At 64.8% G+C, this 25,295-nt stretch carries 23 protein-coding genes; 2 read left to right on the top strand and 21 right to left on the bottom strand.

Annotation, left to right across the window (positions count from 1 at the left end; all coding sequences use genetic code 11):
- Positions 1 to 14 precede the first annotated feature (14 nt).
- Entirely contained in the window at positions 15 to 1,022 is a 1,008-nt protein-coding gene (locus N511_RS0118040) for a response regulator (protein WP_027680555.1), read from the top strand.
- A gap of 33 nt (positions 1,023 to 1,055) precedes the next feature.
- On the opposite strand, the gene N511_RS0118035 is transcribed toward N511_RS0118040, so the two are convergent.
- The 8 genes from N511_RS0118035 to N511_RS0118000 all read right to left on the bottom strand — a co-directional run bounded on the left by N511_RS0118035 (position 1,056) and on the right by N511_RS0118000 (position 10,382).
- The gene (locus N511_RS0118035; protein WP_027680554.1) at positions 1,056 to 2,465 is read right to left on the bottom strand and encodes a THUMP domain-containing class I SAM-dependent RNA methyltransferase; all 1,410 of its coding nucleotides are present in this window, start codon (positions 2,463 to 2,465) and stop codon (positions 1,056 to 1,058) included.
- Positions 2,466 to 2,482: 17 nt separating this feature from the next.
- Positions 2,483 to 2,905 carry a CopD family protein gene (locus tag N511_RS0118030; RefSeq protein WP_027680553.1) on the bottom strand — a complete coding sequence of 141 codons (423 nt, stop codon included), beginning with the start codon at positions 2,903 to 2,905 and terminating at the stop codon, positions 2,483 to 2,485.
- Between the two features lie 85 nt (positions 2,906 to 2,990).
- A complete protein-coding gene (locus tag N511_RS0118025) occupies positions 2,991 to 4,271 on the bottom strand; it encodes a glutamate-5-semialdehyde dehydrogenase (RefSeq protein WP_027680552.1) in 1,281 nt (426 codons plus the stop codon).
- A gap of 74 nt (positions 4,272 to 4,345) precedes the next feature.
- The gene (gene holA, locus N511_RS0118020; RefSeq protein WP_027680551.1) at positions 4,346 to 5,422 is read right to left on the bottom strand and encodes a DNA polymerase III subunit delta; all 1,077 of its coding nucleotides are present in this window, start codon (positions 5,420 to 5,422) and stop codon (positions 4,346 to 4,348) included.
- Between the two features lie 25 nt (positions 5,423 to 5,447).
- Positions 5,448 to 5,972: an LPS-assembly lipoprotein LptE gene (locus N511_RS0118015; RefSeq protein ID WP_037027129.1), complete on the bottom strand. Its 525-nt coding sequence runs from the start codon at positions 5,970 to 5,972 to the stop codon at positions 5,448 to 5,450.
- Positions 5,973 to 6,002: 30 nt separating this feature from the next.
- Positions 6,003 to 8,636: a leucine--tRNA ligase gene (leuS, locus tag N511_RS0118010; protein ID WP_027680550.1), complete on the bottom strand. Its 2,634-nt coding sequence runs from the start codon at positions 8,634 to 8,636 to the stop codon at positions 6,003 to 6,005.
- Between the two features lie 175 nt (positions 8,637 to 8,811).
- Complete coding sequence (gene dapB, locus N511_RS0118005) at positions 8,812 to 9,603, bottom strand: 4-hydroxy-tetrahydrodipicolinate reductase (protein ID WP_027680549.1); 792 nt, start codon at positions 9,601 to 9,603, stop codon at positions 8,812 to 8,814.
- A 122-nt stretch (positions 9,604 to 9,725) separates the two neighbouring features.
- Positions 9,726 to 10,382, bottom strand: coding sequence for an outer membrane protein assembly factor BamE (locus tag N511_RS0118000; protein WP_027680548.1), 657 nt, complete (start codon positions 10,380 to 10,382; stop codon positions 9,726 to 9,728).
- A gap of 152 nt (positions 10,383 to 10,534) precedes the next feature.
- Between N511_RS0118000 and fur the strand changes: the two genes are divergently transcribed.
- On the top strand, positions 10,535 to 10,966 hold the full coding sequence (gene fur, locus N511_RS0117995) for a ferric iron uptake transcriptional regulator (RefSeq protein ID WP_004632868.1): 432 nt from the start codon (positions 10,535 to 10,537) through the stop codon (positions 10,964 to 10,966).
- A 72-nt stretch (positions 10,967 to 11,038) separates the two neighbouring features.
- Here the strand turns inward: fur and N511_RS0117990 are convergent, their stop codons facing one another.
- From N511_RS0117990 to N511_RS0117930, 13 genes are all read right to left on the bottom strand, one after another.
- Complete coding sequence (locus tag N511_RS0117990) at positions 11,039 to 12,082, bottom strand: LysR family transcriptional regulator (RefSeq protein WP_024972152.1); 1,044 nt, start codon at positions 12,080 to 12,082, stop codon at positions 11,039 to 11,041.
- 314 nt (positions 12,083 to 12,396) lie between these two features.
- Positions 12,397 to 13,395, bottom strand: a complete 999-nt coding sequence (gene gap / locus N511_RS0117985; RefSeq protein ID WP_009241512.1) for a type I glyceraldehyde-3-phosphate dehydrogenase — start codon at positions 13,393 to 13,395, stop codon at positions 12,397 to 12,399.
- Positions 13,396 to 13,481: 86 nt separating this feature from the next.
- Positions 13,482 to 15,497: a transketolase gene (tkt, locus tag N511_RS0117980; protein WP_027680547.1), complete on the bottom strand. Its 2,016-nt coding sequence runs from the start codon at positions 15,495 to 15,497 to the stop codon at positions 13,482 to 13,484.
- Between the two features lie 115 nt (positions 15,498 to 15,612).
- Entirely contained in the window at positions 15,613 to 16,761 is a 1,149-nt protein-coding gene (gene dgoD, locus N511_RS0117975) for a galactonate dehydratase (protein ID WP_027680546.1), read from the bottom strand.
- A 20-nt stretch (positions 16,762 to 16,781) separates the two neighbouring features.
- On the bottom strand, positions 16,782 to 17,408 hold the full coding sequence (locus tag N511_RS0117970) for a 2-dehydro-3-deoxy-6-phosphogalactonate aldolase (protein ID WP_027680545.1): 627 nt from the start codon (positions 17,406 to 17,408) through the stop codon (positions 16,782 to 16,784).
- Positions 17,405 to 18,211 (bottom strand): SDR family oxidoreductase, encoded by an 807-nt coding sequence (locus N511_RS0117965; protein WP_027680544.1) that lies wholly within the window; start codon positions 18,209 to 18,211, stop codon positions 17,405 to 17,407. Before N511_RS0117965 ends, N511_RS0117970 begins: the two co-directional genes overlap by 4 nt.
- On the bottom strand, positions 18,208 to 19,092 hold the full coding sequence (locus N511_RS0117960; protein ID WP_027680543.1) for an aldose 1-epimerase: 885 nt from the start codon (positions 19,090 to 19,092) through the stop codon (positions 18,208 to 18,210). The genes N511_RS0117965 and N511_RS0117960 overlap by 4 nt, the downstream gene beginning before the upstream one ends.
- Positions 19,073 to 19,987: an SMP-30/gluconolactonase/LRE family protein gene (locus N511_RS0117955; protein WP_027680542.1), complete on the bottom strand. Its 915-nt coding sequence runs from the start codon at positions 19,985 to 19,987 to the stop codon at positions 19,073 to 19,075. Before N511_RS0117955 ends, N511_RS0117960 begins: the two co-directional genes overlap by 20 nt.
- A 10-nt stretch (positions 19,988 to 19,997) precedes the next feature.
- Complete coding sequence (gene araH, locus N511_RS0117950) at positions 19,998 to 20,945, bottom strand: L-arabinose ABC transporter permease AraH (protein WP_249262918.1); 948 nt, start codon at positions 20,943 to 20,945, stop codon at positions 19,998 to 20,000.
- 77 nt (positions 20,946 to 21,022) lie between these two features.
- Positions 21,023 to 22,543 (bottom strand): L-arabinose ABC transporter ATP-binding protein AraG, encoded by a 1,521-nt coding sequence (gene araG / locus N511_RS0117945; RefSeq protein ID WP_027680540.1) that lies wholly within the window; start codon positions 22,541 to 22,543, stop codon positions 21,023 to 21,025.
- Between the two features lie 33 nt (positions 22,544 to 22,576).
- A complete protein-coding gene (locus tag N511_RS0117940; RefSeq protein WP_024972145.1) occupies positions 22,577 to 23,581 on the bottom strand; it encodes an arabinose ABC transporter substrate-binding protein in 1,005 nt (334 codons plus the stop codon).
- Between the two features lie 75 nt (positions 23,582 to 23,656).
- A complete protein-coding gene (locus N511_RS0117935) occupies positions 23,657 to 24,670 on the bottom strand; it encodes a 2-dehydro-3-deoxygalactonokinase (protein ID WP_027680539.1) in 1,014 nt (337 codons plus the stop codon).
- A 173-nt stretch (positions 24,671 to 24,843) separates the two neighbouring features.
- On the bottom strand, positions 24,844 to 25,295 hold a 452-nt coding region (locus tag N511_RS0117930), incomplete at its 5' end, for a porin (RefSeq protein WP_027680538.1).

Genomic DNA, 25,295 nt, shown 5'->3' with positions numbered 1-25,295 from the left:
ATGAGGAGTGACGGATGACCAATCCCGGGGGCAATGAGCCCAAGATCCTGTACGTGGACGATGAGACATTGGCGCTGACTTACTTCGGCCGTGCCATCGGGTCACTGGCGCCGGTCGTCACCGCCACCTCCGTCGAAGAAGGCAAGCGCATGCTCGACCAGCACGCCGCCACGCTCGGCGTGCTCGTGTCGGACCAACGCATGCCCGGCGAACTCGGCAACGAGCTGCTGCGCTATGCACGCGAGCGGTATCCGCACCTCGTGCGCATCCTGACGACCGCCTATTCCGAAATCGAAGACACGGTGGAGGCCGTCAACCAGGGGCAGATTCACCGCTATATCAAGAAGCCGTGGGACATCACGGCGCTGCGCGTGGAGCTGAAGCAGGCGCTGGAGTTCTCTGACCTGCGCCGCGAGCGCGACGCGCTGCTGCGCGAGAAGATGACCGTGCGCCAGAGCCAGACGCTCACCCACCGCATCGGGGCGCTGCAGACGCTGTACCTGGCGGTATCGGGACTGTCGTCGTTCAGCGCCGTCAACGATTACCTCCGTGCCGCCGCCGCCGTGGGGCTGCAATCTCTTGCGCAGCCGGACTGGGCGATGAAGGACTACACCGAGCTGGTCGGTGAAGAAAGCCTGCGCACCGGCGAGTTCAGCCACGCAGTGCGGCAGGCCTATCTCGACTTGTCGTCGCGCTTTGACAGCAAGCCGGCAGCCCAGGCGTTGGAGGTGCTGGCCGAGGTGCTGCACGGCAAGGTCTCGCCGTCGGGCAGCGATGCTGCCGCGGTGGTGGATCTCACCACCCTGACGGAATTCCTGGAAGCCGCGTCCACGCACAAGGTGTCGGAAGCGCATGCCAAATGGCTGGCGTTCCTGCTGTGGCTCGACGGCAAGGGGTGGTCGCTCACGGCCGAGCGCGATGGCGCAACGATCAAGCTGCGCCTGCTCGACAACCAGACGCAGCTCACGCCGGATCAACTGGCGGCGTGGATGGAGCATTTCCAAGGTCAGCAGGCCGCCTGAACGGAGCCCGCCGTTGGCACACAACGCCGATGCTTATGCGTCGGCGTTGTCGTTTGAGGCATCGCCTTTTACAGGCCGCTCGGGGCGATCGCGCATGCCGCCCTTCACCATGTCGAAGCGGAACAGACGGCATTCGATGTTGCCGTTGTACAGCGGCGTACGCTGCGATTCCTTCAGCCGCATCCGACGCGGCATCGAGAGATCGCCCGTGAAGACGAACGCCTTCCAGCCAGCAAATTCACGCTTGAGCGTGCCCGCAAAGGCCTGTGCAAATTCGTTGGCGGCGGCCTCTTCCTCGGGGTCGATCGGGAGCGGTGGCTCCGGCTGACGCAGTTCGCGCATCGGACGGCGGCCATCGTCGCGCGGGGCACCCATGGCGCGGCTGGCGCGTTCGAACACGGTGCCATCCTCGTCGCCCTCGCCTTCCGGCCGGCGGCGGCGCGAACCGTGGGCACCGCGCACGGCGATACGTTCGCCGTACGGCGGATTCATCAGCAGCACGCCGGCCGCCTCGAACGGCGGCTTACCGAAGCGCGCATCGACCTGCTTGAGCACGGGCTCGCCGGGCAGACCGGCACGCTGCCAGTTGGCGGCGGCATAGGCGAGCATGTCGGTGGAAATGTCGGCGCCCGCCACCAGCGGTGGTGCCCGGCGCATGGATGCGGCCGCCGCATCGGCTGCGGCTTCGCGCAGGCGCTTGAAGCACTTGGCATCGTGGTCCTGCAACCACTCGCAAGCGAAGGCGCGCTGCCCGCCCGGCGCAATACCCAGCGCACGTTGCGCGGCTTCAACGAGGAACGTGCCGCTGCCGCACATCGGATCGTAGAACGGCATGCCATGTGCGCCCGTCCAGCCCGTCAGGCGCAGGATGCCGGCGGCGAGGTTTTCCTTCAGCGGCGCCTCGCCCTTTTCCTGCCGCCAGCCGCGCTTGAAGAGCGGCTCGCCGGTGGTGTCGAGATAGATCGTGCAGTCGGTCTCGGTCAGGTATGCGTAGATGCGCACGTCCGGCGAGACCGTATCGACGCTGGGCCGCGCGCCCATGCGCTGGCGGAAGCGGTCACACACCCCGTCCTTCACGCGCAGGCCGACAAACTTCAGGCTCTGCAACGGCGATTTGTGCGCGGTCACGTCCACGCGGATCATCTCGTCGGGCGTGAAATAGTCTTCCCAGCGCTGCGCAGCGGCCAGCGCGTAGATGTCGTCTTCCGAGCGATACCCGCGCGAAGCCAGGCGCATCAGCACCCGGCTGGCAATGCGGCTGTGCAGGTTGACCGCATACGCCGCACCCTGCGTGCCGAAGAAATGCACGCCGCCCGGCACGGTGCGGCCCACCTCGAACGCCGCCAGCTCATCGACCTCGGGGCGAATGGCGATTTCGGCCAGTTCATCGGCCAGCGCCTGTTCCAGCCCACGGGGGCATGGCGCGAAGTAAGCAGTTGCCATCGGAAAACCAGAAAAAATCAGAATGGCTTGACGACCACCAGGATCGTGATCGCCAGCAACAACAGCACCGGCAGTTCATTGAACCAGCGGTAGAACTTGTGCGAGCGCTTGTTGGCGCCCGCCTCGAACTTGCGCAGCAGCACGCCGCAGCCATGGTGATAACCGATCGTTACGAGCACCAGCGCGAGCTTCGCGTGCATCCAGCCATTGGGCGGATACAGCCCGATGCGATATCCCAGGAACAGCCACAGCCCCAGCAGGATCGCGACAATCGCCAGCATCGTCGTGAAGCGGAACAGCTTGCGCGCCATGATCAGCAGGCGCGTGATGGCCGCGCGCTCAGTCTCCATTGCCAGGTTGACGAAGATGCGCGGCAGATAAAACAGCCCGGCAAACCACGACGCAATGAAGACGATGTGAAAGGCTTTGACCCAGAGCATGCGAAGCGTCCCGTGAATGGTGTGAAGCGCGATCGGTAAAAACAGCGCGCCGCTCATGGCGGCGCTCAATGTGCAGCAAGCGATATCAGGTGCGGATCTCGCCGTGCCCGAACACGACGTATTTCAGCGAGGTCAGCCCCTCCAGCCCGACCGGCCCACGCGCATGCAGCTTGTCGTTGGAAATGCCGATCTCGGCGCCCAGGCCGTACTCGAAACCATCGGCAAAGCGCGTGGACGCGTTGATCATCACGCTGGCCGAATCGACCTCGCGCAGGAAGCGCATGCCGGTCGAGTAGTTCTCGGTGATGATCGAATCGGTGTGCGCCGAGCCGTAGGTGTTGATGTGCTCGATGGCGTCGTCCAGGCCATCGACGGTGCGGATCGACAGGATCGGCGCGAGATATTCGGTGTGCCAGTCGGCCTCGACGGCGTCTTTCAGATTGCCGAAGCCTGCGGCTTCAAGCGTCGCACGCGTGGCCGGGCACACACGCAGTTCCACGCCCTTGTCCTGGTAGATCTTTGCCAGCGGCGGCAGCGCGCGCGCAGCCACATCGCGCGACACGAGCAGCGTTTCCATCGTGTTGCACGGTGCGTAGCGCTGCGTCTTGGCGTTGTCGCACACGCGCACGGCCTTCTCGATGTCGGCATCGACGTCGATGTAGACGTGGCAGATGCCGTCCAGATGCTTGATCATCGGCACCCGCGCTTCTTCGATCAGTCGCGCGATCAGGCTCTTGCCGCCGCGGGGGACGATCACATCGACGTACTCCGTCATGGTGATGAGCTTGCCGACCGCCGCGCGGTCGGTGGTGGCCACCACCTGCACGGCGTTGGCGGGCAGGCCAGCATCGGCCAGCCCTTCCTCGATGAGCGCCGCCAGCGCGCCGTTCGATTCGATCGCTTCGGAGCCGCCGCGCAGAATGGTCGCGTTGCCCGACTTGATGCACAGCGCCGCGGCATCCACCGTCACGTTCGGCCGCGACTCATAAATGATGCCGATCACGCCAAGCGGCACGCGCATCTGGCCGACCTGGATGCCGGTGGGACGGAACTTCATGTTGCTGATCTCGCCGATCGGGTCGGGCAGCGCGGCGATCTGCTCCAGGCCAGCGGCCATGGTCTCGATGGCACGATCGGTCAGCGTGAGGCGGTCGATGAAGGCGGCGTCCTGGCCGTTGGCGCGAGCGCGCTCGACGTCGCGGGCATTGACCTCTTTGAGCTTGGCGGCATCGCGACGGACGGCGGCGGCAATGTGCAACAACGCGCGGTTCTTCTGCGCGGTGCCGGCCCGGGCCATGCCACGCGAGGCGGTGCGCGCCTGACGGCCGACCAGGGCCATGTATTCGTTCACGTCGAGCTGCTTCATGATGATCGCGACCGGCGAGCTGCCGGCAAATTCAGTGTGAGGACAATTCGGAGGCTTGCGGCCGATGGTGTGGATCAGGCCGGCACCGGAAGACTGCCCGGCCGCGCGATGCGCATCGCCAGTTGGAGCAGGCCGTCCCATGGCTCGGCCGGCAGCGACGGCTCGCGCAAGCCCTTGACCTGCCGATCCAGCTTGGCGGCCATGGAGAGCGCACCCTCCAGCTCGCGCTGTGACAGCCGCTGCGCTGCCTGCGGCACCAGCCGCTCGCGTGGCCCCCACACCCGGAGTTCTCGCAGCATGGACGCCACCGGCTTGCCTTGGGCCGCGCCCGAGGCGATTTTTGATAATACGCGAATTTCTTCGGTCAACGTCCAGAGCACCAGGACCGTGGCCTCGCCCTCGCCGCGCAGGCCTTCGAGCATGCGCACCAGACGCGGCACATCGCCGGCCAACATGGCTTCGGACAGCTTGAACACGTCGTAGCGCGCCACGTTGAGCACCGCATCGTGCACATCGTCGAACGTCAGCACACCGGACGGATGCAGCAAGCCGAGTTTCTGGATTTCCTGATGCGCGGCCAGCAGATTGCCTTCCACACGGTCGGCAATGAACTGCAGGGCGCGGCGGCCAGGCTCACCGGGCTCCACACGTTGCTGCTGGCGCGCGAGACGCTCGCCAATCCAGCCGGGCAGCTTGGTGCGATCCACCGAATCGACCTTGATCGACACGCCCGCCCCTTCCAGCGCCGCAAACCACGCCGACTTGGCCGTCGCAAAATCGAGACGCGGCAGCGTGATCAGCGTGACGGTGTCGGTGGCCGGCCCGGACGGCGTGCCCGCAGCCAATGCGCGCAGTGCTTCCCCGCCATCCTTGCCGGGCTTGCCCGACGGAATGCGCAGCTCGACGATCTTGCGATCTCCGAACAGCGACATCGACTGCCGTGCCTCGGTCACGCGCGACCACGAGAAACCCCGCTCGACGCTCATCACCTCGCGCTCGGTAAAGCCCTGCGCGCGCGCGGCTTGGCGCAATGCATCGACAGCTTCCAGCGCCAACAGGTGCTCGTCGCCATGCACCACGTACAGCGGCGCGAGCCCCTTGGCAGTGGCCTGCTTCAGATGACCTTCAAGCGCATCGAGCCGCAATTGCATGGCAAACCTTGCCCTGATCCGCCGCTTACGACGGCAGCTTCACGGCGCCCAGGCGCCGCACGAGCTGGTTGATCGTATCGCCTTGCATGTCCCGGTAAAGCGCCGCTTCTTCGTAATCCTTGGCGAGCACCTGCGTCTCGTTGTACGAGAGATCGCGGAACTGCGTGATTTCCGACGGCGGGATCAGCAGGTTGTCGTGCGCATCGCGCAGCTGGAAGCGGAAGCGGTACGTGATGCGGTACTCGCGCACCACACCCTGCGGCGTGAGCGACGAGATGGTCTTCACGCGGTCTTCAGCCAGCACGTCGAGCAGCGCGTCGGCGTCTTTCTTATCCGACACGATGACGGTGTCGGAGCCGTTGTCGATCAGCCGGCGCAACTGCGCACGCATCTGCGAGTTCTGCGGCAAGTTGATGTACAGCCGCTTGAACGCGAAGTCGGTATTGCCCCGCATGTGGAAACCGCAAGCGGACAGCGCCGGCAGCGCAATCGCAAGCGCAAGGACAGAGCGGCCAAAGCGACGGCGGGACAAACCTCGGGACAACGACATAACCATGCGTTCCTTGAGTGGGATGGCCGATCAGGCCACCACGTTCACCAGACGGCCCGGCACCACGATGATCTTCTTGGGCGGCTTGCCTTCAGCAAATTTCTGGACCGCTTCATCCTTGGCGGCAATCGCTTCGATGGCGGCGCGGTCGGCGTCGGCCGGCACGACGATGCTGCCGCGCACCTTACCGTTGACCTGCAGCACGAGTTCGATCTCGCTCTGCACCAGCGCGCCTTCGTCGACCTGCGGCCACGGGGCGTCGAGCAAGTCGCCATATGCACCGGCGTAGCCCAGTTCCGTCCAGAGCACGTGCGTGATGTGCGGCACGACCGGGTACAGCACGCGCAGCAGCAACCCCAAGCCTTCGCGGCGCGCATCGGCACCGGCGTCCTTGGCGCCTTCCAGCGCGTTGAGCATCTTCATCGTCGCCGAGACGACGGTGTTGTACTGCAGGCGCTCGTAGTCGTAGTTCGCTTGCTTGAGCACGGTGTACAGCTCGCGGCGCAGCGCGCGATCAGCATCCGTTGCACCCGCCACAACGCCATTGCCGTGACCGGCGCGAATGGCGTCGGCGTGCGCCACGCCAAAGTTCCACAGACGGCGCAGGAAACGCGAGGCGCCCTCCACACCGGCGTCGTTCCACTCGAGCTGTTGCTCGGGCGGCGCGGCGAACATCGTGAACAGGCGCGCCGTGTCGGCACCGTACTGGTCGATCAGGGCTTGCGGGTCGATGCCGTTGTTCTTCGACTTCGACATCTTTTCCACGCCGCCGATCACCACCGGCTGGCCGTCGGCCTTGAGCGTGGCCCCCACCGGGCGGCCGCGTTCGTCGGTCTGCACGTCGACGTCGGCGGGGTTGATCCACTGCTTCTTGCCTGCGGCATCTTCGCGGTAGTACGTCTCGTTGAGCACCATGCCCTGCGTGAGCAGGTTGGTGAACGGCTCATCGAATTTAACGAGGCCCAGGTCACGCATGACCTTGGTCCAGAAGCGCGCATACAGCAGGTGCAGGATCGCGTGCTCGATGCCGCCGATGTACTGGTCCATCGGCATCCAGTAATCGTTGCGGGCATCGACCATGGTCTCGCCGTCCGGGCACGTATAGCGCATGTAGTACCAGCACGAATCGATGAAGGTATCCATCGTGTCGGTCTCGCGGCGCGCGGGCTTGCCGCACGACGGGCACGTGCAATTCAGGAAGCGAGGATCCTTAGCGAGCGGGTTGCCCGTGCCGTCCGGAACGAGATCTTCGGGCAGGCGCACCGGCAGGTCCTGCTCGGGCACGGGCACGACGCCGCAGCTCTCGCAATGGATCAGCGGGATCGGCGTGCCCCAGTAGCGCTGGCGCGAAATGCCCCAGTCGCGCAGGCGCCAGGTGGTCTTCTTCTCGCCCAGGCCTTGTGCGGCCAGATCGGCAGCCACGGCGTCGACGGCCTGTTGATAGTTCAGGCCATCGTACTTGCCGCTGTGGAACAGCACGCCGTGTTCCTTGTCGCCGTACCAGTCGGCCCAGGTGGTCGTGTCGTACGGCTGGCCCTTCACGTCGATCACCTGCTTGATGGGCAGGTGGTACTTGTTGGCAAAGGCAAAGTCGCGCTCGTCGTGCGCGGGCACGCCCATCACGGCGCCGTCGCCGTAGGTCATCAGCACGTAGTTGCCGACCCACACCGGCACGGATTCGCCCGTAAGCGGATGCGTGACGGTCAGGCCGGTCGGCATGCCCTTCTTTTCCATGGTGGCCATGTCGGCTTCCATGACGCTGCCGTGCTTGCACTCTTCGATGAACGCGGCGAGCGCCGGGTTGCTCTGCGCGGCATGCGCGGCAATCGGATGCTCGGCGGCCACGGCGCAGAACGTCACGCCCATGATCGTGTCGGCACGCGTGGTGAAGACGTACAGCTTGCCGTCGTTGATCAGCTTGCCGTCGTCACCGGCAATGTTGTGCGGAAATGCAAAACGCACACCCTCGCTCTTGCCGATCCAGTTCTGCTGCATCAGCTTGACGCGCTCGGGCCAGCCCAGCGGGTCAAGGTCGGAGAGCAACTCCTGCGCATACTTGGTGATGCCCAGGTAGTACATCGGGATCTCGCGCTTTTCCACCACCGCGCCCGAACGCCAGCCGCGCCCGTCGATCACCTGCTCGTTGGCGAGCACGGTCTGGTCGACCGGGTCCCAGTTCACGGTACCGGTCTTGCGGTAGGCGATGCCCTTTTCGAGCATCTTCAGGAACAGCCACTGGTTCCAGCGGTAGTAGTCCGGGCTGCACGTCGCCACTTCGCGCGACCAGTCGATCGCCAGGCCCATCGACTGCATCTGCTTCTTCATGTAAGCGATGTTGTCGTAGGTCCATGCAGCCGGTGCCACGCCGTTGTTGAGCGCCGCGTTTTCCGCCGGCATGCCGAAGGCGTCCCAGCCCATCGGCATCAGCACGTTGTATCCCTTCATGCGCAGCTGACGCGTCATCACGTCGTTGATCGTGTAGTTGCGCACGTGGCCCATGTGCAGCTTGCCCGACGGATACGGCAGCATCGAGCAGGCGTAGAACTTGGGCTTGTCCGAGCCGTCAGCAGCGCGCGCGTGTTCGGTCACGCGGTAGGCATCCAGGGCCTGCCAGTGTTGCTGCGCTTGCTGTTCGACGTCGGACGGGGAGTATTTGTCTTGCATGGTGATGGGTCGCCCGGATGCCCCGGCGATTGCAGCCGCGCCGCCAACGCGCGCAGCCGGATTGAATAACGGAAAAGGCCCGATTATACCGTCGCCAACCGCCCCATCCGGGCGATCGCGAGCAGTGGAAAAAGGCGCCGGACAAGCCTGCCAGCGCCTTCTGCCGCCAGCCTGGTTACAGGCCGAGCACGTCGTTCATGTCGTACAAACCCTTCTTGCCGGCCACGTAGACCGCAGCGCGCACAGCGCCTTCGGCATACGACTGGCGGGTGTTGGAGCGATGCGTGATTTCGATGCGCTCGCCGTCGCCAGCAAACAGCACGGTGTGGTCGCCGACGATGTCGCCGCCGCGCACGGTGGCAAAGCCGATGGTGCCAAGCTCCCGCGGGCCGGTCTCGCCTTCGCGCGCATAGACCGCGCGATCGGCCAGCTTGGTGCCCTGCGCCTCGGCCACGATCTCGCCCATCTTGAGCGCGGTGCCCGACGGGGCGTCGATCTTGTGCTTGTGGTGCGCCTCAATGATCTCGACGTCATAGCCCTGCGCCAGGATCTTGGCGGCGACTTCGATCAGCTTGAAGGTCGCGTTGACGCCCACGCTCATGTTGGGCGCCCACACCACGCCGATCGACTCGCCGTAGGTCTTGAAGCTGGCTTTCTGCTCGGCCGTGAAGCCGGTCGTACCGATGACCACCGCGGTGCCCAGCTCACGAGCGACGTTCAGGTGATTCAGCGTTGCGTCAGGACGCGTGAAGTCGATCAGCACGTCGGCTTGCGAGAGACCCGCGCGCACGTCGTCGGTCACAATCACGCCGGTCGTCTTGCCCAGCTTGATGCCGGCGTCCTGGCCCACGGCATCGCTGCCTGGGCGGTCCAGCGCAGCGCCCAGCGTCACGCCCGGCGTGCGCAGTACGGTGTCGATCAGCATCTGGCCCATGCGGCCCGAGGCGCCTGCAATCGCGATTTTCATGTCGGTGGAAGCGAAAAGCTGCAAAAGAAAAACGGTCTGTAAAACGCACAAGCGGCGGAACCCGTCCGCCGCTCGCTCGAAGTCGTGATGCCGGCGCGCTGGCTATGCGCGCTTCACGGCGTTCACTGCGATTGGGTGGCCGGCGGCGGAACGCTGGTGTCAGTACCACCACCGCCAGTGCGGCGCTCCGGCAGCGTCACGTCAACGTTGTTTTTGGAGCCTGCGGTCGACTGCACGCGGTCCGTCACCTCAGCCGACGGAATCGACGGCGCACGCGCTGCAGGCGCAGCGCCCGCAGCGGCGGCGGCCTGCGCGGCGTCCTTTTTCGGACGCTTGATGCCGTCGATTTCGGAAATCAGTTCCGACTCGGACGGCAGCTCATCGGCGCCGACCCACTTGGCAAGGCGGTCGCCGTCAAACCACACCGTCAGCCTGCGCTCCTGCACAACCGACGTGTTGCCACGCTTGAACGAGAAGATGTAGTCCCAGCGGTTGGCGTGGAACATGTCCGTCAGCAGCGGCGTGCCGAGTACGAAGCGGACCTGGTCGCGCGTCATGCCTTCCTTGAGCTGCGCCGCCTGTTCGCGCGACACGAAGTTGCCCTGCACGATATCGATGCGATACGGCGTGATGGCGTTGGCGATCTTGCGCGTGGTGCTGTCATAGGTGCCGCATCCGGCCAGCAACGCCGACGCGGCGAGCATGGCACCCACCAACAGGCCGCCGCGACGGGCGACGTGGGCAAAACGGACAGGACTGCGCGCAAAAGAAAAGGTCATGAGCGATCGGCCTTCAAACGGTTCCGGACATACCGGTACGGGAGGAATCGGCGACGGCCCAGGCACATCGTGCAGGCCCGTCAATAGGACTTTTGCCGCCAAAACCCTTATGATTGGAATATCCGAACATTGTACTCTAGGGAGCCTGGCGCATGCCGAGTCCTGCAGACCTCAAGAACATCGGTCTGAAAGCCACGGTGCCGCGGTTGAAGATCCTCGAGATCTTTCAGACCAGCGAAGAGCGCCACATGAGCGCCGAAGACGTGTACCGCATCCTGCTCGCCGAGCACATGGACATTGGCCTGGCCACCGTCTATCGCGTGCTGACGCAGTTCGAACAGGCGGGGCTGCTGTCACGCAACAACTTCGAATCCGGCAAGGCCATCTACGAACTCAACGAGGGCAAGCACCACGATCACCTGGTGTGCCTCGATTGCGGCCGCGTGGAAGAATTTTTCGATGCCGAGATCGAACAGCGCCAGCAGAGCATTGCACGTGCGCGCGGCTTTGCGCTGCAGGAGCACGCGCTGTCGCTCTATGGCAATTGCACGAAGGAAGCCTGCCCGCATCGGCCAAAGCGTTGAAGCGTCGTCGCCAAAAGGAAACGGCCGCATCGTCTGCGGCCGTTTTTCATTGGAGCGGCGAGAGGGCGGATGTCAGGCGGACAGCCGCGTCTCGTCCTCCTTTTCTGCGTCGCCCTGGCCGCCCTTCTCGGCCTTGCCATGTTCATTGGCCTGCACGGGCGAATGCGCCGGCGCGCCCGACGCCTGCCCCGTGTACTCAGCCACGACCTGCTTGAAGAGCTGACGCGCCCACACCAGCATCGGGTGCGTATTGCGGCTGCGGTGCCAGAGCATGTTCAGGCCCAGCACGGTTTCCAGCTCGGTCGGCAGCGGGAACGCGTTGAGGTCGTACATCTTGCAGACCATATCCTTCATCAGCGAATTGACCGTGAAGATCATGTCGGTCTGGGCGGCGACTTCGCCCTGGGTGCGCCAGCTATGCACCGTCATGGTCGAATTGCGCTTGAGGCCGCGCTGCTGCAAGGCGTAGTCCAGCGGAATGAGCGACGGCGCGACACGGCTGCCGGGGCTGCCCTGCGCGATGAAGATGTGCTCGCAGTCGAGGTATTGCTCGAGCGTGCAGCGATCGCCGAGGATCGGGTGGTCCTTGCGCGCGCAGACCCACATGTTGAAGGAGGTCACAACCTCTTCCATGATCTCGGGGTGGCGTGTGGGGAACGGCGAGAACGCCAGATCCAGTTCGTTCGCGCGCATGGCCGCCACGTCGGCTTCCCACGAAGACGATTCGGTCAGGCGCACCTGCAATGCCGGTGCCAGGCGCTTGATGCGCAGCAGGAAGCGATCGAACAGCGCATCGCCCAGCGTGCCGGCAAAGCTGACGTTGAACGTGCCGGTGGCTTCGGCGGGATCGAACGTGGCGATATCGCCCTCGTTGATGGCCGCCCACAGGTCGAGCATCTCGCGCACCTTCGGGCCCAGCTCAAGCGCCTTGGGCGTAGGCGTCAGGCCGTGCGGCACGCGAATGAAGAGGGGATCGTCAAAGATCTCACGCAGACGGCCCAGCGAATGCGAGACAGCCGGTGCGGTCATGTGCATCTTTTCGGCCACGTAGGTGGCGTTGCGCTTGCTGAGCAGCTCAACAAAAATCACCAGCAGCTTGGTATCGACGTTGACCATGGGACGCCTTGGCTCGAACACGTTGGAAAACTGGAAAGGCAACCATTGCCGAGGCAATGGGCCGGATGCGACGTCAAAGCCCGCCACATCAGAATGTAGTATTTGTTCAGTGTACGGACTGCAACCCAATTTTCAAAGCGAATTCCTGTAGCCCGAATTCGAAATTTGCTAATCCGCAAACGTTTTCGTTTCAGCCCATAACAAACGCCGATCTGCGCCCAACCAGCAGCGTTTTAGTGAGGTCCGCTCGCCTCAGACCGACGTGCCCATGAAAAAACGCGCCCGAAGGCGCGTTCTCTTTGCAGCAAGGTGGATTACTTGCCCACCACACGTGCCATTTCCAGGCACTTGTTCGAGTAGCCCCACTCGTTGTCGTACCAGCTCACGACCTTGATGAAGGTGCCATCCAGTGCGATGCCGGCTTCGGCGTCGAAGATCGAGGTGCGTGCATCGCCGCGGAAATCCGTAGCGACGACCTTGTCTTCGGTGTAGCCCAGCACGCCCTTCAGCGCGCCTTCGCTCTGCGCCTTCATTTCGGCGCAGATTTCAGCGTACGTGGCGGCGCTTTCCAGCTCGACGGTCAGGTCGACGACCGACACATCCGAGGTCGGCACGCGGAACGACATGCCGGTCAGCTTCTTGTTCAGCTGCGGAATCACCACGCCCACGGCCTTGGCGGCGCCGGTCGACGACGGGATGATGTTTTCCAGGATGCCGCGGCCGCCGCGCCAGTCCTTGTTGGACGGGCCGTCGACGGTCTTCTGCGTGGCGGTGGCAGCGTGCACGGTCGTCATCAGGCCGCGCTTGATGCCCCACTTGTCGTTCAGCACCTTGGCAACCGGTGCCAGGCAGTTGGTCGTGCACGAAGCGTTGGAGATGATGGCCTCGCCCTTGTACGTTTCGTGGTTCACGCCGTACACGAACATCGGGGTGTCGTCCTTCGACGGGGCCGACATGATCACCTTCTTGGCGCCCGCGTCGATGTGCTTTTGCGCGCCTTCCTTGGTCAGGAAGATGCCGGTCGATTCGATCACCACGTCGGCGCCGACTTCGCCCCACTTCAGCTCGGACGGGTCCTTCACAGCGGTCAGGCGGATCTTCTTGCCGTTGACGACGAGAGTGTTGCCGTCGACCGACACTTCACCGTCGAAGCGGCCGTGCACCGAGTCGTACTTCAGCATGTACGCCAGGTAGTCGGGCTCGAGCAGGTCGTTGATGGCAACAACTTCGATGTCCTTGAAGTTGGCGGCGGCAGCGCGGAACACCATGCGTCCGATGCGGCCGAAGCCGTTGATGCCGATCTTGATGGTCATGGTCAGTCTCCTGATAGCAGAAAAGAAATCGACGATGCGATAAAAACCAGCGCGGCACCTCGTGGGTGCCGCGTACGCAAATTCAGTTAAGCAATGACGCTCTTGGCGGTGTTCACCACGTTCTCGACGGTGAAGCCGAAGTGCTTGAACAGCACGCCTGCCGGGGCCGATTCACCGAACGTGTCGATACCGACCACGGCTTGTACCTGGTACTTCCACCAGAAGTCGGTCACGCCCGCTTCCACGGCGATGCGCGGCACGCCGGCCGGCAGCACGCTCGCCTTGTAGGCCGAGTCCTGCTTGTCGAACACGGTCGTGGCGGGCACCGAAACCACGCGCGCGTGGATGCCCTCGGCGGCGAGCTGGTCTGCTGCACCGACCGCCAGGCCAACTTCCGAGCCGGTGGCGATGATGACCACGTCCGGCTTGCCGTTGGCGGCATCGCGGAGCACATAGCCGCCGCGCGCAATGGCTTCGCGCGTGGCCGGATTGCGAGCCTGGAACGGCAGGTTCTGGCGGCTGAAGATCAGGCAGCTCGGGCCGTTCTGGCGCTCGATGGCGGCGGCCCAGGCGACGGCGGTTTCAGTGGTGTCGGCAGTACGCCAGACGTCCATGTTCGGAATGAGGCGCAGGCTGGCAACGTGCTCGATCGACTGGTGCGTCGGGCCGTCTTCGCCCAGGCCGATGGAATCGTGCGTGAAGACGAAGATCGAGCGGATCTTCATCAGCGCGGCCATGCGCAGCGCGTTGCGGCTGTAGTCGGAGAACGTCAGGAACGTGCCGCCGTACGGAATGTAGCCGCCATGCAGCGCGATGCCGTTCATGATGGCGCTCATGCCGAACTCGCGCACGCCGTAGTTGATGTGGTTGCCCCAGGCATCCACACGCACGGCCTTGCTGCCGCTCCAGTTGGTCAGGTTCGAGCCGGTCAGGTCGGCCGAGCCGCCCAGCAGCTCGCCCAGCACCGGGCCGTAGGCTTCCAGCGTGTTCTGGCTGGCCTTGCGCGTGGCAATGGTCTCAGCCTTTTGCTCGCACTTCTCGATGAACTCGGCGACGGCCTTGTCGAAGGCTTCCGGCAGTTCGCCACGCATGCGGCGCTCGAACTGCGCGGCCTCGGCCGGGTAACGCTCGGAATACGCGTCGAACAGCGCGTTCCAGGCCTTTTCCAGCGCCTGGCCCTGACCCTTGGCATCCCACGCGTCGTACACGGCTTGCGGAATTTCAAACGGTGCGTGCGGCCAGGCCAGCGCCTCGCGCGCGGCAGCGATTTCCACGCCGCCCAGCGGGGCGCCGTGCACGTCGTGACCGCCTTCCTTGTTGGGCGCACCCTTGCCGATGAGCGTGCGGCAGCAGATCAGCGTCGGCTTGTTCGACTTCTTGGCTTCGGCAATGGCAGCGTCCACGGCGTCGACGTTGTGGCCGTCCACGGCGCGAATCACGTTCCAGCCGTAGGCTTCGAAACGCTTCGGGGTGTCGTCGTTGAACCAGTGGACGACGTCGCCGTCGATCGAGATGCCGTTGTCGTCCCACAGGGCGATCAGCTTGTTCAGACCCAGCGTGCCGGCCAGCGAGCAGGCCTCGTGGCTGATGCCTTCCATCAGGCAGCCGTCGCCCAGGAAGACGTAGGTGTGGTGATTGACGATGTCAAAGCCCGGGCGATTGAATTCCTGGCCCAGCAGACGTTCAGCAAGGGCCATCCCGACGGCGTTGGTGATGCCCTGGCCCAGCGGGCCGGTGGTGGTTTCCACGCCCGGGGTGATGCCGTATTCCGGGTGGCCTGCGGTTTTGCTGTGCAACTGGCGGAAGTTCTTCAGTTCCGACATCGGCAGGTCATAGCCGGTCAGGTGCAGCAGCGCGTAGATCAGCATCGAGCCGTGGCCGTTGGACAGCACGAAGCGGTCGCGGTCGGGCCAGCGCGGGTTGAGCGGGTTGTGACGCAGGTGGCGGCTCCACAGTGCCACGGCGATGTCCGCCATGCCCATCGGCGCGCCGGGGTGGCCGGAATTGGCCTGCTGGACGGCGTCCATGGCAAGCACGCGGATGGCATTGGCCATCAACTGGGTAGGCTGGGTGGTGTTCGAGTGGAGTGCGGGGGCGGTCATGCGAACCTGCGGCAGGAGATAGGCGGGAAAACCGCGATTTTACCAGACGGGAATGACCCGGCTGGGGTGATCGCGGTCAGTCAAACGTGCTACGCCTCCCCCTCCCGCGCCCGGCTTACCACTCCGCGACGGAACCGTCGGCATGGCGCCACACCGGGTTGCGCCAGTCGGGGGCTTCCTTGCTCCGTTCGATGACCAGCGCCTCATCGATGTCCACGCCCAGGCCGGGCAGGCGCGGCGGGCGGATATAGCCCCCTTCCAGCGCGAAATCGGCCTTGTTTCGCACGTAATCGAGCAGTTCGGCGCCCTTGTTGTAGTGGATGCCCATGCTCTGTTCTTGCAACGTGGCGTTCCAACTGACGAAATCCACATGCAGGCAGGCCGCCAGCGCGATGGGGCCAAGCGGGCAATGCGGCGCCAACGCCACATCGTAAGCCTCGGCCATGGCGGCGATCTTCACGCATTCGGTAATGCCGCCGGCGTGAGACAGGTCCGGCTGCAGGATCGACACCCCGCCTGCTTCCAGCACCCGCTTGAAGTCGAAGCGCGAGAACATGCGCTCGCCAGCGGCTATCGGCAGATGGGTGTGGGCGGCCAGGCGGGCATAGGTTTCGGCCTGCTCGGCCAGCACGGGCTCTTCGATAAAGAGCGGCCGATACGGCTCCAGCTCCTTGATGAGCACCTTGGCCATCGGCGCAGACACGCGACCGTGAAAATCGAGCCCGAATTCGACGGTGTTGCCGAACGCCGAGCGAATCTCGGCAACCTTGGCGACCGCCGCGTCCACTGCACGGGACGTGTCGATGATGCTCATCTCTTCGCAACCGTTGAGCTTGAAGTGATCGAAGCCGCCGGCCTGCAGCGCCTTCATGCCGGCAATCACGTCGGCCGGGCGGTCGCCGCCGACCCAGCTGTAGGTGCGCATCTTGTCGCGCACGAGGCCGCCGAGCAGTTCGTACACCGGCACGCCCAGCACCTTGCCCTTGATGTCCCACAGCGCCTGGTCGATCCCGGCGATGGCGCTCATCAGGATCGGGCCGCCCCGGTAGAAGCCGGCGCGGTACATGGTCTGCCAGAGGTCGTTGATGCGGCTCGGATCCTGGCCGACGAGGTAGTCGGACAGCTCGTGCACCGCCGCCTCCACCGTGCGCGCACGGCCTTCGATGACGGGTTCGCCCCAGCCGGTGACGCCCTCGTCGGTCTCGACTTTCAGGAACATCCAGCGCGGGGGCAGGCGGTACGTGGTCAGGCGGGTGATTTTCATGGATCGAATCGAAGGTGCGTTCAGGTGCGGACAGATTGGACGGCGCGGTAGGCCGCGACAAAGGCGCGCGCGCGTTCGGCGGTGCGCTCCACGGGCTGGCCCGGGCGATACAGGTCGCTGCCGAGCCCGGCGCCGATGCAGCCGGCGGCAAGGTAATCGGCAAGGTTCTCCGGCGTGATGCCGCCGACGGCAAATACCGGCACGTCAGCGGGCAGCACGGCCTTGAGCGCCCGGACATAACCGGTCCCGAGATTGCCGGCCGGGAAGATTTTCAGCGCCTGCGCGCCTGCGTCGAGCGCGGCGAAAGCCTCGGTGGCCGTCATGCAGCCGATGCAGGTGACGAGCTTGCGTGCAGCGGCGGCGCGGATCACGTCTGCATTCGTATTGGGCGTCACGACCAGCTTGCCGCCGGCCGCGACCATCAGGTCAACGTCTTCGGGGCGCAGCACGGTGCCCGCGCCGATCAGCGCGCGGTCGCCAAAGGCACGCGCGGCGAGCTGCACGCTCTGCGCCCAGTCGGGCGAGTTCAGCGGAATTTCGATGGCGTCGAAACCGGCATCGACCAGCGCCTGCGTGTGCGCGAGCACCTCGTCAGGCCGGATGCCGCGCAGGATGGCGATCAGCGGAAGGTGGGTTGTCCAGGTCATTCGTGATAGAGCTGCGAGCGGCCGCCATCGATGAGGATGTCGGTCGCGTTGATGAAGCGCGCCTCGTCGGAGGCGAGGAACAGCGCGGTGTAGGCCACTTCTTCCGGCTCGCCGATGCGCTTGCACGGCAGCAGTTCGGCCTGGCGGCGGCGTTCGGCTTCCGGATCGGGGGCAGCGGCAAAGCCGGCCTCGGCAATCGGCGTGAGGATCAGTCCCGGCGAAATCGAATTGACGCGGATACCGCGCGCCGCATATTCGATACCCAGCGCACGCGTGAGCCCGATCAGCCCATGCTTGGCCACCGGATAGGGAAACGCGCCCGGAATGATCTTGTGTCCATGCACCGACGCGATGTTGACGATGCTGCCCGCCCCGCGCGCCAGCATGTGCGGCAGCACGGCGCGCGCGCAATGCCACGCGCCTTCCAGATCGACGGAAAGGCAGCGCGCCCAGTCGTCCTCGCTCAACTCGAGCGGATCGGAAAACACGTTGATACCGGCGTTGTTGACCAGCACATCGATGCCGCCAAAACGCTCGACGCCGGCAGCGACCATTGCGTCGATCTGGGCGCGGTCGCGCACGTCGGCTTGCACGAGGAGGATGTTGTCGTTGCCAACGCTGTCGCCGATTTCGGCGGCAAAGGCTTCGGCGCGCGCGTCACGCACCAGCGCGTTGACGATCACGCGCGCGCCATGCTGCGCGAACAGCTTGGCAATCGCACCGCCAATGCCTTGCGTGGCGCCTGTCACCAGGGCGACCTTGCCGGCAAGACGCGGCGGAAAAGACATCGGAGAAACAGTCATGCGTCAGTTCGGTTCACGGTGAATTGATAGCTGCGCTGCAGGCTCCGACCCGTGCCGAGAACCGTCAGCCCGTGGTCTTGCGCCAGGCCGGGTAAGTTGTGCGCGTTGATGGCATGGTCGACCGGCTCGAAGCAGAAGAAGTCGTACCCGGCTGGGGTGTACAGCACATAGCGCGCCGTGTCGGCCGTGATCTGCACAGACACGCGGCGGCTGGGCCAGACGATCTCGGCGCGGCCACCCCAGCCTTCAAAGCTGTGATTGATGGCGGCGTTGGCTTCGAGCTTCCGGAGCTTGCGAAAGTCTGCATCTGCATGTGGCGCCTGCAGAGCCGTCGGCAGATGGTCCGATGCGGATTCCCACATGGCCGTTGCGCTGGCGAGCAACCGAACATCCGGCGTGCGCGGAAAGAACGGATGCACGCCCAGGCCAAAGGGCAGCGGCGCGCCTTCGTTGCGTACTGTCAGCGAGATTTCCAGCGTGTTGCCCACGAGCGTGTAGCGCTGCGTCGTCAGGTAGCGGAAGGGGCGGCCGTGGTGGACCGTTGCGGCGAGTTCGACTGACGTGTCTGTTTGTGAGACCACCTCCCACGGCATCAGCCAGCCGTGGCCGTGCAGGGGATACGCTTCGTCGTCACGCGTGCCCGGCACCTCGATGGTCCGCCCCTCGAACTGGAAGCGCCCACCGCCGATGCGGTTGGACCACGGCACGAGCGGAAAACAGGCGAGCGCTCTCGGATCGTGCAGCGCGGCTTCTGCTGTCCCCGGCCGGAAGATCGGCGCGACATCGCCGTCACGCAGCAGATCGAAACGCAGCAAGCCGCCACCGGCTTCGGGCAATACCTCGGCGCGTAGCGTGCCGTTTTCAAGCTGCAACGTAGGCATGGCCGAACCGGCCCTCCGGCAATCCGCGTACGTCCGGCACGGCAAGCTGCAACGTCGCGCCGGCATTCACGTCTTCTGCCAGGCGGCGCGCCGACAAACCGTCGCGCGCCGTCGTCAGATACAGCGTGTCGAGCGCCTCGCCGCCAAATGCAGGGCATGTGGGCTGCGATGCCGGCACGGACACGCGCGCCAGCACGCGGCCGTCCGGTGCGTAGCGCGTCAGGCGGTTGCCGCCCCACTCGGCATTCCACAGGCAGCCGTCTGCGTCCACGGTGGAGCCATCGGGCGAACCCTTGTGGGCGCCATCGGCATCCTGGTCACGCAGATCGGCGAAGACGCGAATATTGGCGACTGCGCCGGTCTGCCCGTCGTAGCCGCACGCGTGGATGCGCCGGCTGTTGGTATCGCACCAATACATGGTCTCGCCGTCGGGGCTGAAGGCGATGCTGTTGGCGATGGCGATGTGCGGCAGCGACAGGCGTTGCAACGTTCCCATCGGCGTGAAGCGATAGAAGCTGCCGGTGGGTTCGGGCCCGCCCTCGTGCAGCGTGCCGAAGACGTAGTTGCCGGAGCGGTCTGCGCGACCGTCATTGACCCGCGTGGTCGGGTTGTCGGATTCGACGTCAGCCAGCAGAGTGAGCGCGCCGGTGCGCGTGTCGAAGCGGGCGATGTTCTTGGCAAGGCCCAGGATCAGCACGCCGGGCTCGTCCGTCAGCACGAAAGAGCCGACGCGTTGCGGCAGCGGCCATTGACGCTCCTGCCCCGTCGCCGGATCGTGCTGCCACAGCAGCGATTCCTGGATGTCGGTCCACCAGAGCACGCGCAGGGCGTCGTCCCAGACGATGCCTTCGCCCAGCGTGCAGCGCAGATCGGACAGCGTGGTTGCGGTTGTCATCTGCACGGCCTCACTCACGGCCGCCGCGGTTCTTCAACTGGTCGACCAGCACCGCCGCCAGCAGAATCGCGCCGCGCACGAGGTACTGATAGAACGCGTCGATGTTCAGCAGGTTCATCGCGTTCTGCACGGTGCCCATGATCAGCACGCCGACCAGCACCCCGCTGATGGTCGCGCGGCCGCCGAGCAGCGACACGCCGCCGAGCACGCAGGCCGAAATCACGTTCAGCTCAAAGCCTTGCGCCGCATTCGGCTGGCCGCTGGTGATGCGCGCGGCCAGGATCACACCGGCCAGCGCGGCAATCACGCCCTGGATCAGGAAGATCACGATGCGCGTCATGTTGACGTTCACGCCGGCCAGCCGCGCGGCTTCCGGGTTGCCGCCAATCGCCAGCGTATTGCGGCCGTAGATCGTCTTGTTGAGCAGCACGCCAAACACGACAAAGCACAGCGCCGCGACCCACACCGGCGTCGGCACACCAAAAAAGATCGTGTTGCCGAGGTCGAAGAAATCCATGTCGGACACGCCCACCGCCTGCCCATGTGAGGCGATGAAAGCGAGGCCCCGCACGATTTCCATCGTGGCCAGCGTTGTGATCAGCGCATTGATCTTCAGCTTGGCGATCACGAAACCATTGATGCCGCCGATGATCGCGCCCGCCACCAGGCTCGCGCCAATGCCGAGTGCAATGCTGCCGGTGGCGTTGATGATCATGGCGCACAACACGCCGGCAAACGCCACCGTGGAGCCAATCGACAGATCGAAATCACGCGACGCCAGGCAGAACATCATCGTGCAGGCAACCATGCCGATCTGCGAGACGGACAACGCAAGGCCGACCATGTTCTGCCACGAGAAGAAATACTCGACGGAGAACGACAGCGCGGCAAAGAGAATGGCGAAGATCAGCGGCAGGCTGAAATCGTCCAGCAGGCGAAGCAGGCGCGTCTTGTTCATGGCAGAGCGTGCCGATGCGGCGAGCGCATCGGAATGTTGCAGGGGTTGAGACTGGGACATCTTGGACTCCGGGGTTCTCATGCCGCCAGCGGCGGCAAAGGTGCGGACTCTGGCCGCAGCGCGAGCTTGAGCACGGCTTGCTCGTTGGCCTGTTCGCGCGGCAATTCGCCGGCGATGCGGCCTTCGCTCATCACGAGCACGCGGTCGGCCACACCGAGGATTTCCGGCAGCTCGCTGGAAATCATCAGCACGGCCACGCCGCGTTCGGCCAGTTCGTACAGCACCTGGTAGATCTCGTTCTTGGCACCAACGTCGATGCCGCGCGTGGGCTCGTCTATGATCAACACGCGCATGTCGTCTTCGGCCAGCCAGCGCGCCAGAATCGCCTTCTGCTGATTGCCGCCCGACAGCAGGCGGATCGGCTGCTCGCGGTTGGGCGTCTTGATGCGCAGGCGTGTGATGTAGTGATCGGCCGTCTTCGCTTCCTGCCGGTCGTTGACGAAGAGGCCGAAGCGGCGCTGGTTGCGCCTGCAGCTGATGTTGATGTTTTCCGACACCGAGCGGCAGCCGATGATGCCTTCTTCCTTGCGGTCTTCCGGGCACAGCACGATGCCTTGGCGGATGGCATCGGCCACATCCCGGATGCGGATCGGCGCGCCGTCGAGCGTGATGCTGCCCGCCGTCTTGCGATCGGCCCCGTAGATCAATCGGGCCAGTTCCGAGCGCCCTGCGCCCACCAGCCCGAACAGGCCGACGATCTCGCCGCGGCGTACGGACAGGCTTGCCGGCTCAGCCAGCTTCGGGCCCATCAGGCCATCCACCCGCAAGCGCACCTCGCCCAGCGGCCGCGCACGGTAATCGAAGATGTCGTCGATCTGGCGGCCGACCATCTGCGCCACCAGCTCGTCGCGCGTGACGTTGGCCATCGACGGGAAATCCGCCACCTTGCGGCCGTCGCGGAAGATCGTGCAGCCATCGCACAGCTCGAAAATTTCGTCGAGCCGGTGCGAGATGTAGATCAGCGCACGGCCCTGCGCGCGCAGGTCTTTCACGAGGCGGAACAGGATGTCGGTCTCGCGGATCGACAGCGAACTCGTCGGCTCGTCCAGCGCAATCACGCGCGCATCGCGCAGGATCGCCTTGCAGATCTCGACCATCTGGCGCTGGCCGATCGACAGGTGCTTCAGCTTGGCGCGCGGGTCCAGGTCGACGCCGATGCGGCCGAGCTGCTCGCGCGTCCACGCCATCGCCTCGCGCTGACGGATAAACCCGCCGCTGGCCGGCAGGTGGCCGAGCAGCAGGTTGTCCATCACCGTCAGCTCGGGCACCGTCTGCAGCTCCTGATGGATGACCGCAATGCCGGCATCCAGCGCCGCGCGCGTGGTCGGAAATGCGGTCGGCGTTCCCTCGACGACGATCTGCCCGCCATCGGGCTGATAGTCGCCGCCCAGAATCTTCAACAGCGTCGACTTGCCCGCGCCGTTCTCGCCCAGCAAGCCGTGCACGCGACCGCATTCGATGCCGAACGACACATCGGACAGCGCCCGCACACCCGGAAACACCTTGCTGATGCCACGAAACTCAAGAAACGCCGACATGGCAAGTCTCCTTCAACAACGTCATCCGCAAGATCACAGACCCATCTCTTGGCGGACGGCCTTTTCGTTGTCGCGCGTCATCAGGCGGCCGCTGGTCAGGATGAGCGGGTCCGGCGCCTTGTTGTTCTTGATCCACTCGTACATGTTCACCGAGGTCTCGTAGCCGTGACGCTTCGGGCTGATCAGCACGGTACCGAAGAAGCCGGTCTTCTCGGGCTTAGCGAACTCGTTGAGCGCCGACTGGCTGCCGCCGATGCCCACCCCGATGATGTCGGCCGGCTTCACGCCGTGGCCTTCCGCCGCACGCACGGCGCCCAGCACGGCTTCGTCATTCAGGCCGAAGGCAATCCAGTGCTTGAACTTGGGGTTCTTGGTCAGGGTGATGTTGGCGGCGTTGAACGCAGCTTCGGTATCCGTCTTGGCCTGCGGGCTGGTCAGCACGTTGGCGGCCGGAAAGCCCGCCTTGGTGAGCGCGGCGACGGCGCCGTCGGTGCGTTCCTTGGCGGTCGGCAGCTGGTCATAGGCAATGCGGATAGCACCGACTTCCGACAGGTTCCAGCCGCGCTTCTTCATCTCCTGCGCGATGGCATCGCCCACCTGTTCGCCGATCTTCGTGGCCGAGATGCCCATGTGCGGCACGGCTTCGATCGGCTTGCCTGCGCCGTCGACCAACCGGTCATCCACCGTCATCAGCTTGAGGTTGTTCTGCTTGGCCTTGGCGACGACCGCCGGTCCGAGCTTCACGTCCGGCACGCAGATCACGAAACCCTGCGCGTGCTGCGCGCCCAGGTTGTCGATGGCGGTCAGCACTTCGCCGCCGCTCGGCACGCCGATCTTCACCAGCTTGAAGCCTTTCTCCTTGGCGGCCTGGTCTGCGAACTTCCATTCGTCCTGGAACCACGGCTCTTCGGGCTGCTTGACCAGGAAGCCGATCTTCACGTCATCGGCTGCATGGGCAAACACCGAAAGGCCGCCGGCCATGGCAAACAGCGTGGCGGCCGCAATGGCCTTGAATGTCCCGCGTCGTTGTTGTTGCATGTTGTCTCCTTGCGATGCCGTCATTGCGGCATCTGTTCTGCGTTGGATGAAAGAGGGATGGCGTACGCGCCGGCCTTACGCCACCTTCAAGGTTTTGACCAGGCCGCGCTCGCGGGCGATGGCGATCGCGCCGCTGCCGGCCAGGTGTTCCTGCTGTTCACTGCTGGTGACGGTGACCTTGCCCGAGAAGAAATCGTCGTCCGACACCAGCACGGCCAGCGCTTCGCGCAGCAGCGGCTTGCCCGTGATGACGAACTGCGTGCCCGGATTCATGCGGATCGCGCTGCTGTTCTTGAGCGTGAGCAGATCCGCGCCCAGCACCGCGCCCAGCAGGAAGTTGGCCCGCGCATTGCGCTCGTAGATCGTGAACTGGCCCAGCGTGCGCACCATGAAGCAGGCACGCCCCAGCCCGATGCTGCTGGCGCTGCGCGCGCCGGAGAGCAACATTTCCGGATCGACCTCGGTGGCAAAGTCGGAGTCGAGCGCGTCGGCCAGGATGGTGTTGTGCGTGATCACGTGGAGCAGCTCGCCGGCCAGCGTCGTCACACAGCCGGTGATGCGCTGGTCGGCGTCCAGGTGCACGAACTTCGAGTGCGACCCGGGCAGCACGATCACCGCCGGTTCCGTGATGCCCAGACGCGAAACCAAACCCATGGTCTCGACCTCTTCGCCGCGCATCATGTCCATCGACTCGATGTTGTGCAGGCCGAGGTTGTCCACCGGATTGCGCACGCCCGGCACAAACCAGATCGGCTGGGCGCACACCTCGGGGATGCTTGCCTGCACCATCCCGGCCGCCAGGTCGCGCAGGCCGGCCGGCGCCATCAGGTGCGGGACTTCGTGCAAGCCGACGTTGGAGGTGATCATGCCGGACGCCAGCACCAAGTCGACCTGGCTCATGCCGAACCCGGCCTTCTGCAGCGCAGCTTCAATCGTGTCTTGCACGCCGCGCTGCAGCGTCGTCCGGTTGCCGGTGATGGCGGTGTCGCGCACGCCAACCTGGCGCGCAGCCTGGCAAAGCGCAACGTCGTCACGCCAGACCGTAACGCGTGTGTTGGTGGTACCGGTATCGATGGTGAGGATGTTCATGCGTGGCATTGCTTGGTGTGACTTGGGAGACGGCCCGGGTTAAACCATCCATGAGCCGCAGCGGGCGGCCCCAGGTTGACTTGAGAACTGCCGCCGCTCACGAGGACGTCGTCCGGAAACGGCAGCATCGCGGGGTCAATCTTGGGGGTGCGCACCACGATCATGAGCGGTTTTTAGAACGAGTGAACGATACCCGTATAGGCACCCAGTTGGTTCTTGCCCGGGGCCGGGTTGTTGTTGGTCGCTTCCACCGAGAAGTTGGCGGTGGAGCTGTTCTGCACCGTGCCCACGCTCGCGTACAGCATCGTGCGCTTGGACAGGTTGTAGTTCGCGCCGGCCATGAACAGGTTGGCGTTGCCGCCGCCGTGGTTCACGTTGACGCGGTAGGCCGCGCCGATCAGCGTCAGCGCCGGCGTGACTTCGTAGTTGATGCCCAGCCAGTAGTGGTTCGCCTTGGTCGGGGCGCCCGCTGCCGCATCGGGCGCCGACAGGTTTTCATATACCGCAAACAGTTTCGCCTTGCCGATCGTGTACGTGCCGCCGAAGGTCGCTTCCTTCGAGAAGTTGAAGATGTCGCTGAACTTGCCGTTGCCGTCGCGGATCACGTCGTAGATCGCGCGCACTT

Origin of the sequence: Ralstonia sp. UNC404CL21Col (assembly GCF_000620465.1) — a bacterium.
Classification (GTDB): Bacteria; Pseudomonadota; Gammaproteobacteria; order Burkholderiales; family Burkholderiaceae; genus Ralstonia; species Ralstonia flatus.
Note: the sequence above shows the minus strand (reverse complement) of the source record. Positions and strands in the feature narration are given on the sequence as shown.

What these genes read in the sequence shown, in the direction of transcription:
- N511_RS0118040 (WP_027680555.1), top strand. Translation starts at nt 15, where the DNA reads ATGACCAATCCCGGGGGCAATGAGCCCAAGATCCTGTACGTGGACGAT.
- N511_RS0118035 (WP_027680554.1), bottom strand. Translation starts at nt 2,465, where the DNA reads ATGGCAACTGCTTACTTCGCGCCATGCCCCCGTGGGCTGGAACAGGCG.
- N511_RS0118030 (WP_027680553.1), bottom strand. Translation starts at nt 2,905, where the DNA reads ATGCTCTGGGTCAAAGCCTTTCACATCGTCTTCATTGCGTCGTGGTTT.
- N511_RS0118025 (WP_027680552.1), bottom strand. Translation starts at nt 4,271, where the DNA reads ATGAAGCAGCTCGACGTGAACGAATACATGGCCCTGGTCGGCCGTCAG.
- holA (WP_027680551.1), bottom strand. Translation starts at nt 5,422, where the DNA reads ATGCAATTGCGGCTCGATGCGCTTGAAGGTCATCTGAAGCAGGCCACT.
- N511_RS0118015 (WP_037027129.1), bottom strand. Translation starts at nt 5,972, where the DNA reads ATGTCGTTGTCCCGAGGTTTGTCCCGCCGTCGCTTTGGCCGCTCTGTC.
- leuS (WP_027680550.1), bottom strand. Translation starts at nt 8,636, where the DNA reads ATGCAAGACAAATACTCCCCGTCCGACGTCGAACAGCAAGCGCAGCAA.
- dapB (WP_027680549.1), bottom strand. Translation starts at nt 9,603, where the DNA reads ATGAAAATCGCGATTGCAGGCGCCTCGGGCCGCATGGGCCAGATGCTG.
- N511_RS0118000 (WP_027680548.1), bottom strand. Translation starts at nt 10,382, where the DNA reads ATGACCTTTTCTTTTGCGCGCAGTCCTGTCCGTTTTGCCCACGTCGCC.
- fur (WP_004632868.1), top strand. Translation starts at nt 10,535, where the DNA reads ATGCCGAGTCCTGCAGACCTCAAGAACATCGGTCTGAAAGCCACGGTG.
- N511_RS0117990 (WP_024972152.1), bottom strand. Translation starts at nt 12,082, where the DNA reads ATGGTCAACGTCGATACCAAGCTGCTGGTGATTTTTGTTGAGCTGCTC.
- gap (WP_009241512.1), bottom strand. Translation starts at nt 13,395, where the DNA reads ATGACCATCAAGATCGGCATCAACGGCTTCGGCCGCATCGGACGCATG.
- tkt (WP_027680547.1), bottom strand. Translation starts at nt 15,497, where the DNA reads ATGACCGCCCCCGCACTCCACTCGAACACCACCCAGCCTACCCAGTTG.
- dgoD (WP_027680546.1), bottom strand. Translation starts at nt 16,761, where the DNA reads ATGAAAATCACCCGCCTGACCACGTACCGCCTGCCCCCGCGCTGGATG.
- N511_RS0117970 (WP_027680545.1), bottom strand. Translation starts at nt 17,408, where the DNA reads ATGACCTGGACAACCCACCTTCCGCTGATCGCCATCCTGCGCGGCATC.
- N511_RS0117965 (WP_027680544.1), bottom strand. Translation starts at nt 18,211, where the DNA reads ATGACTGTTTCTCCGATGTCTTTTCCGCCGCGTCTTGCCGGCAAGGTC.
- N511_RS0117960 (WP_027680543.1), bottom strand. Translation starts at nt 19,092, where the DNA reads ATGCCTACGTTGCAGCTTGAAAACGGCACGCTACGCGCCGAGGTATTG.
- N511_RS0117955 (WP_027680542.1), bottom strand. Translation starts at nt 19,987, where the DNA reads ATGACAACCGCAACCACGCTGTCCGATCTGCGCTGCACGCTGGGCGAA.
- araH (WP_249262918.1), bottom strand. Translation starts at nt 20,945, where the DNA reads ATGAACAAGACGCGCCTGCTTCGCCTGCTGGACGATTTCAGCCTGCCG.
- araG (WP_027680540.1), bottom strand. Translation starts at nt 22,543, where the DNA reads ATGTCGGCGTTTCTTGAGTTTCGTGGCATCAGCAAGGTGTTTCCGGGT.
- N511_RS0117940 (WP_024972145.1), bottom strand. Translation starts at nt 23,581, where the DNA reads ATGCAACAACAACGACGCGGGACATTCAAGGCCATTGCGGCCGCCACG.
- N511_RS0117935 (WP_027680539.1), bottom strand. Translation starts at nt 24,670, where the DNA reads ATGAACATCCTCACCATCGATACCGGTACCACCAACACACGCGTTACG.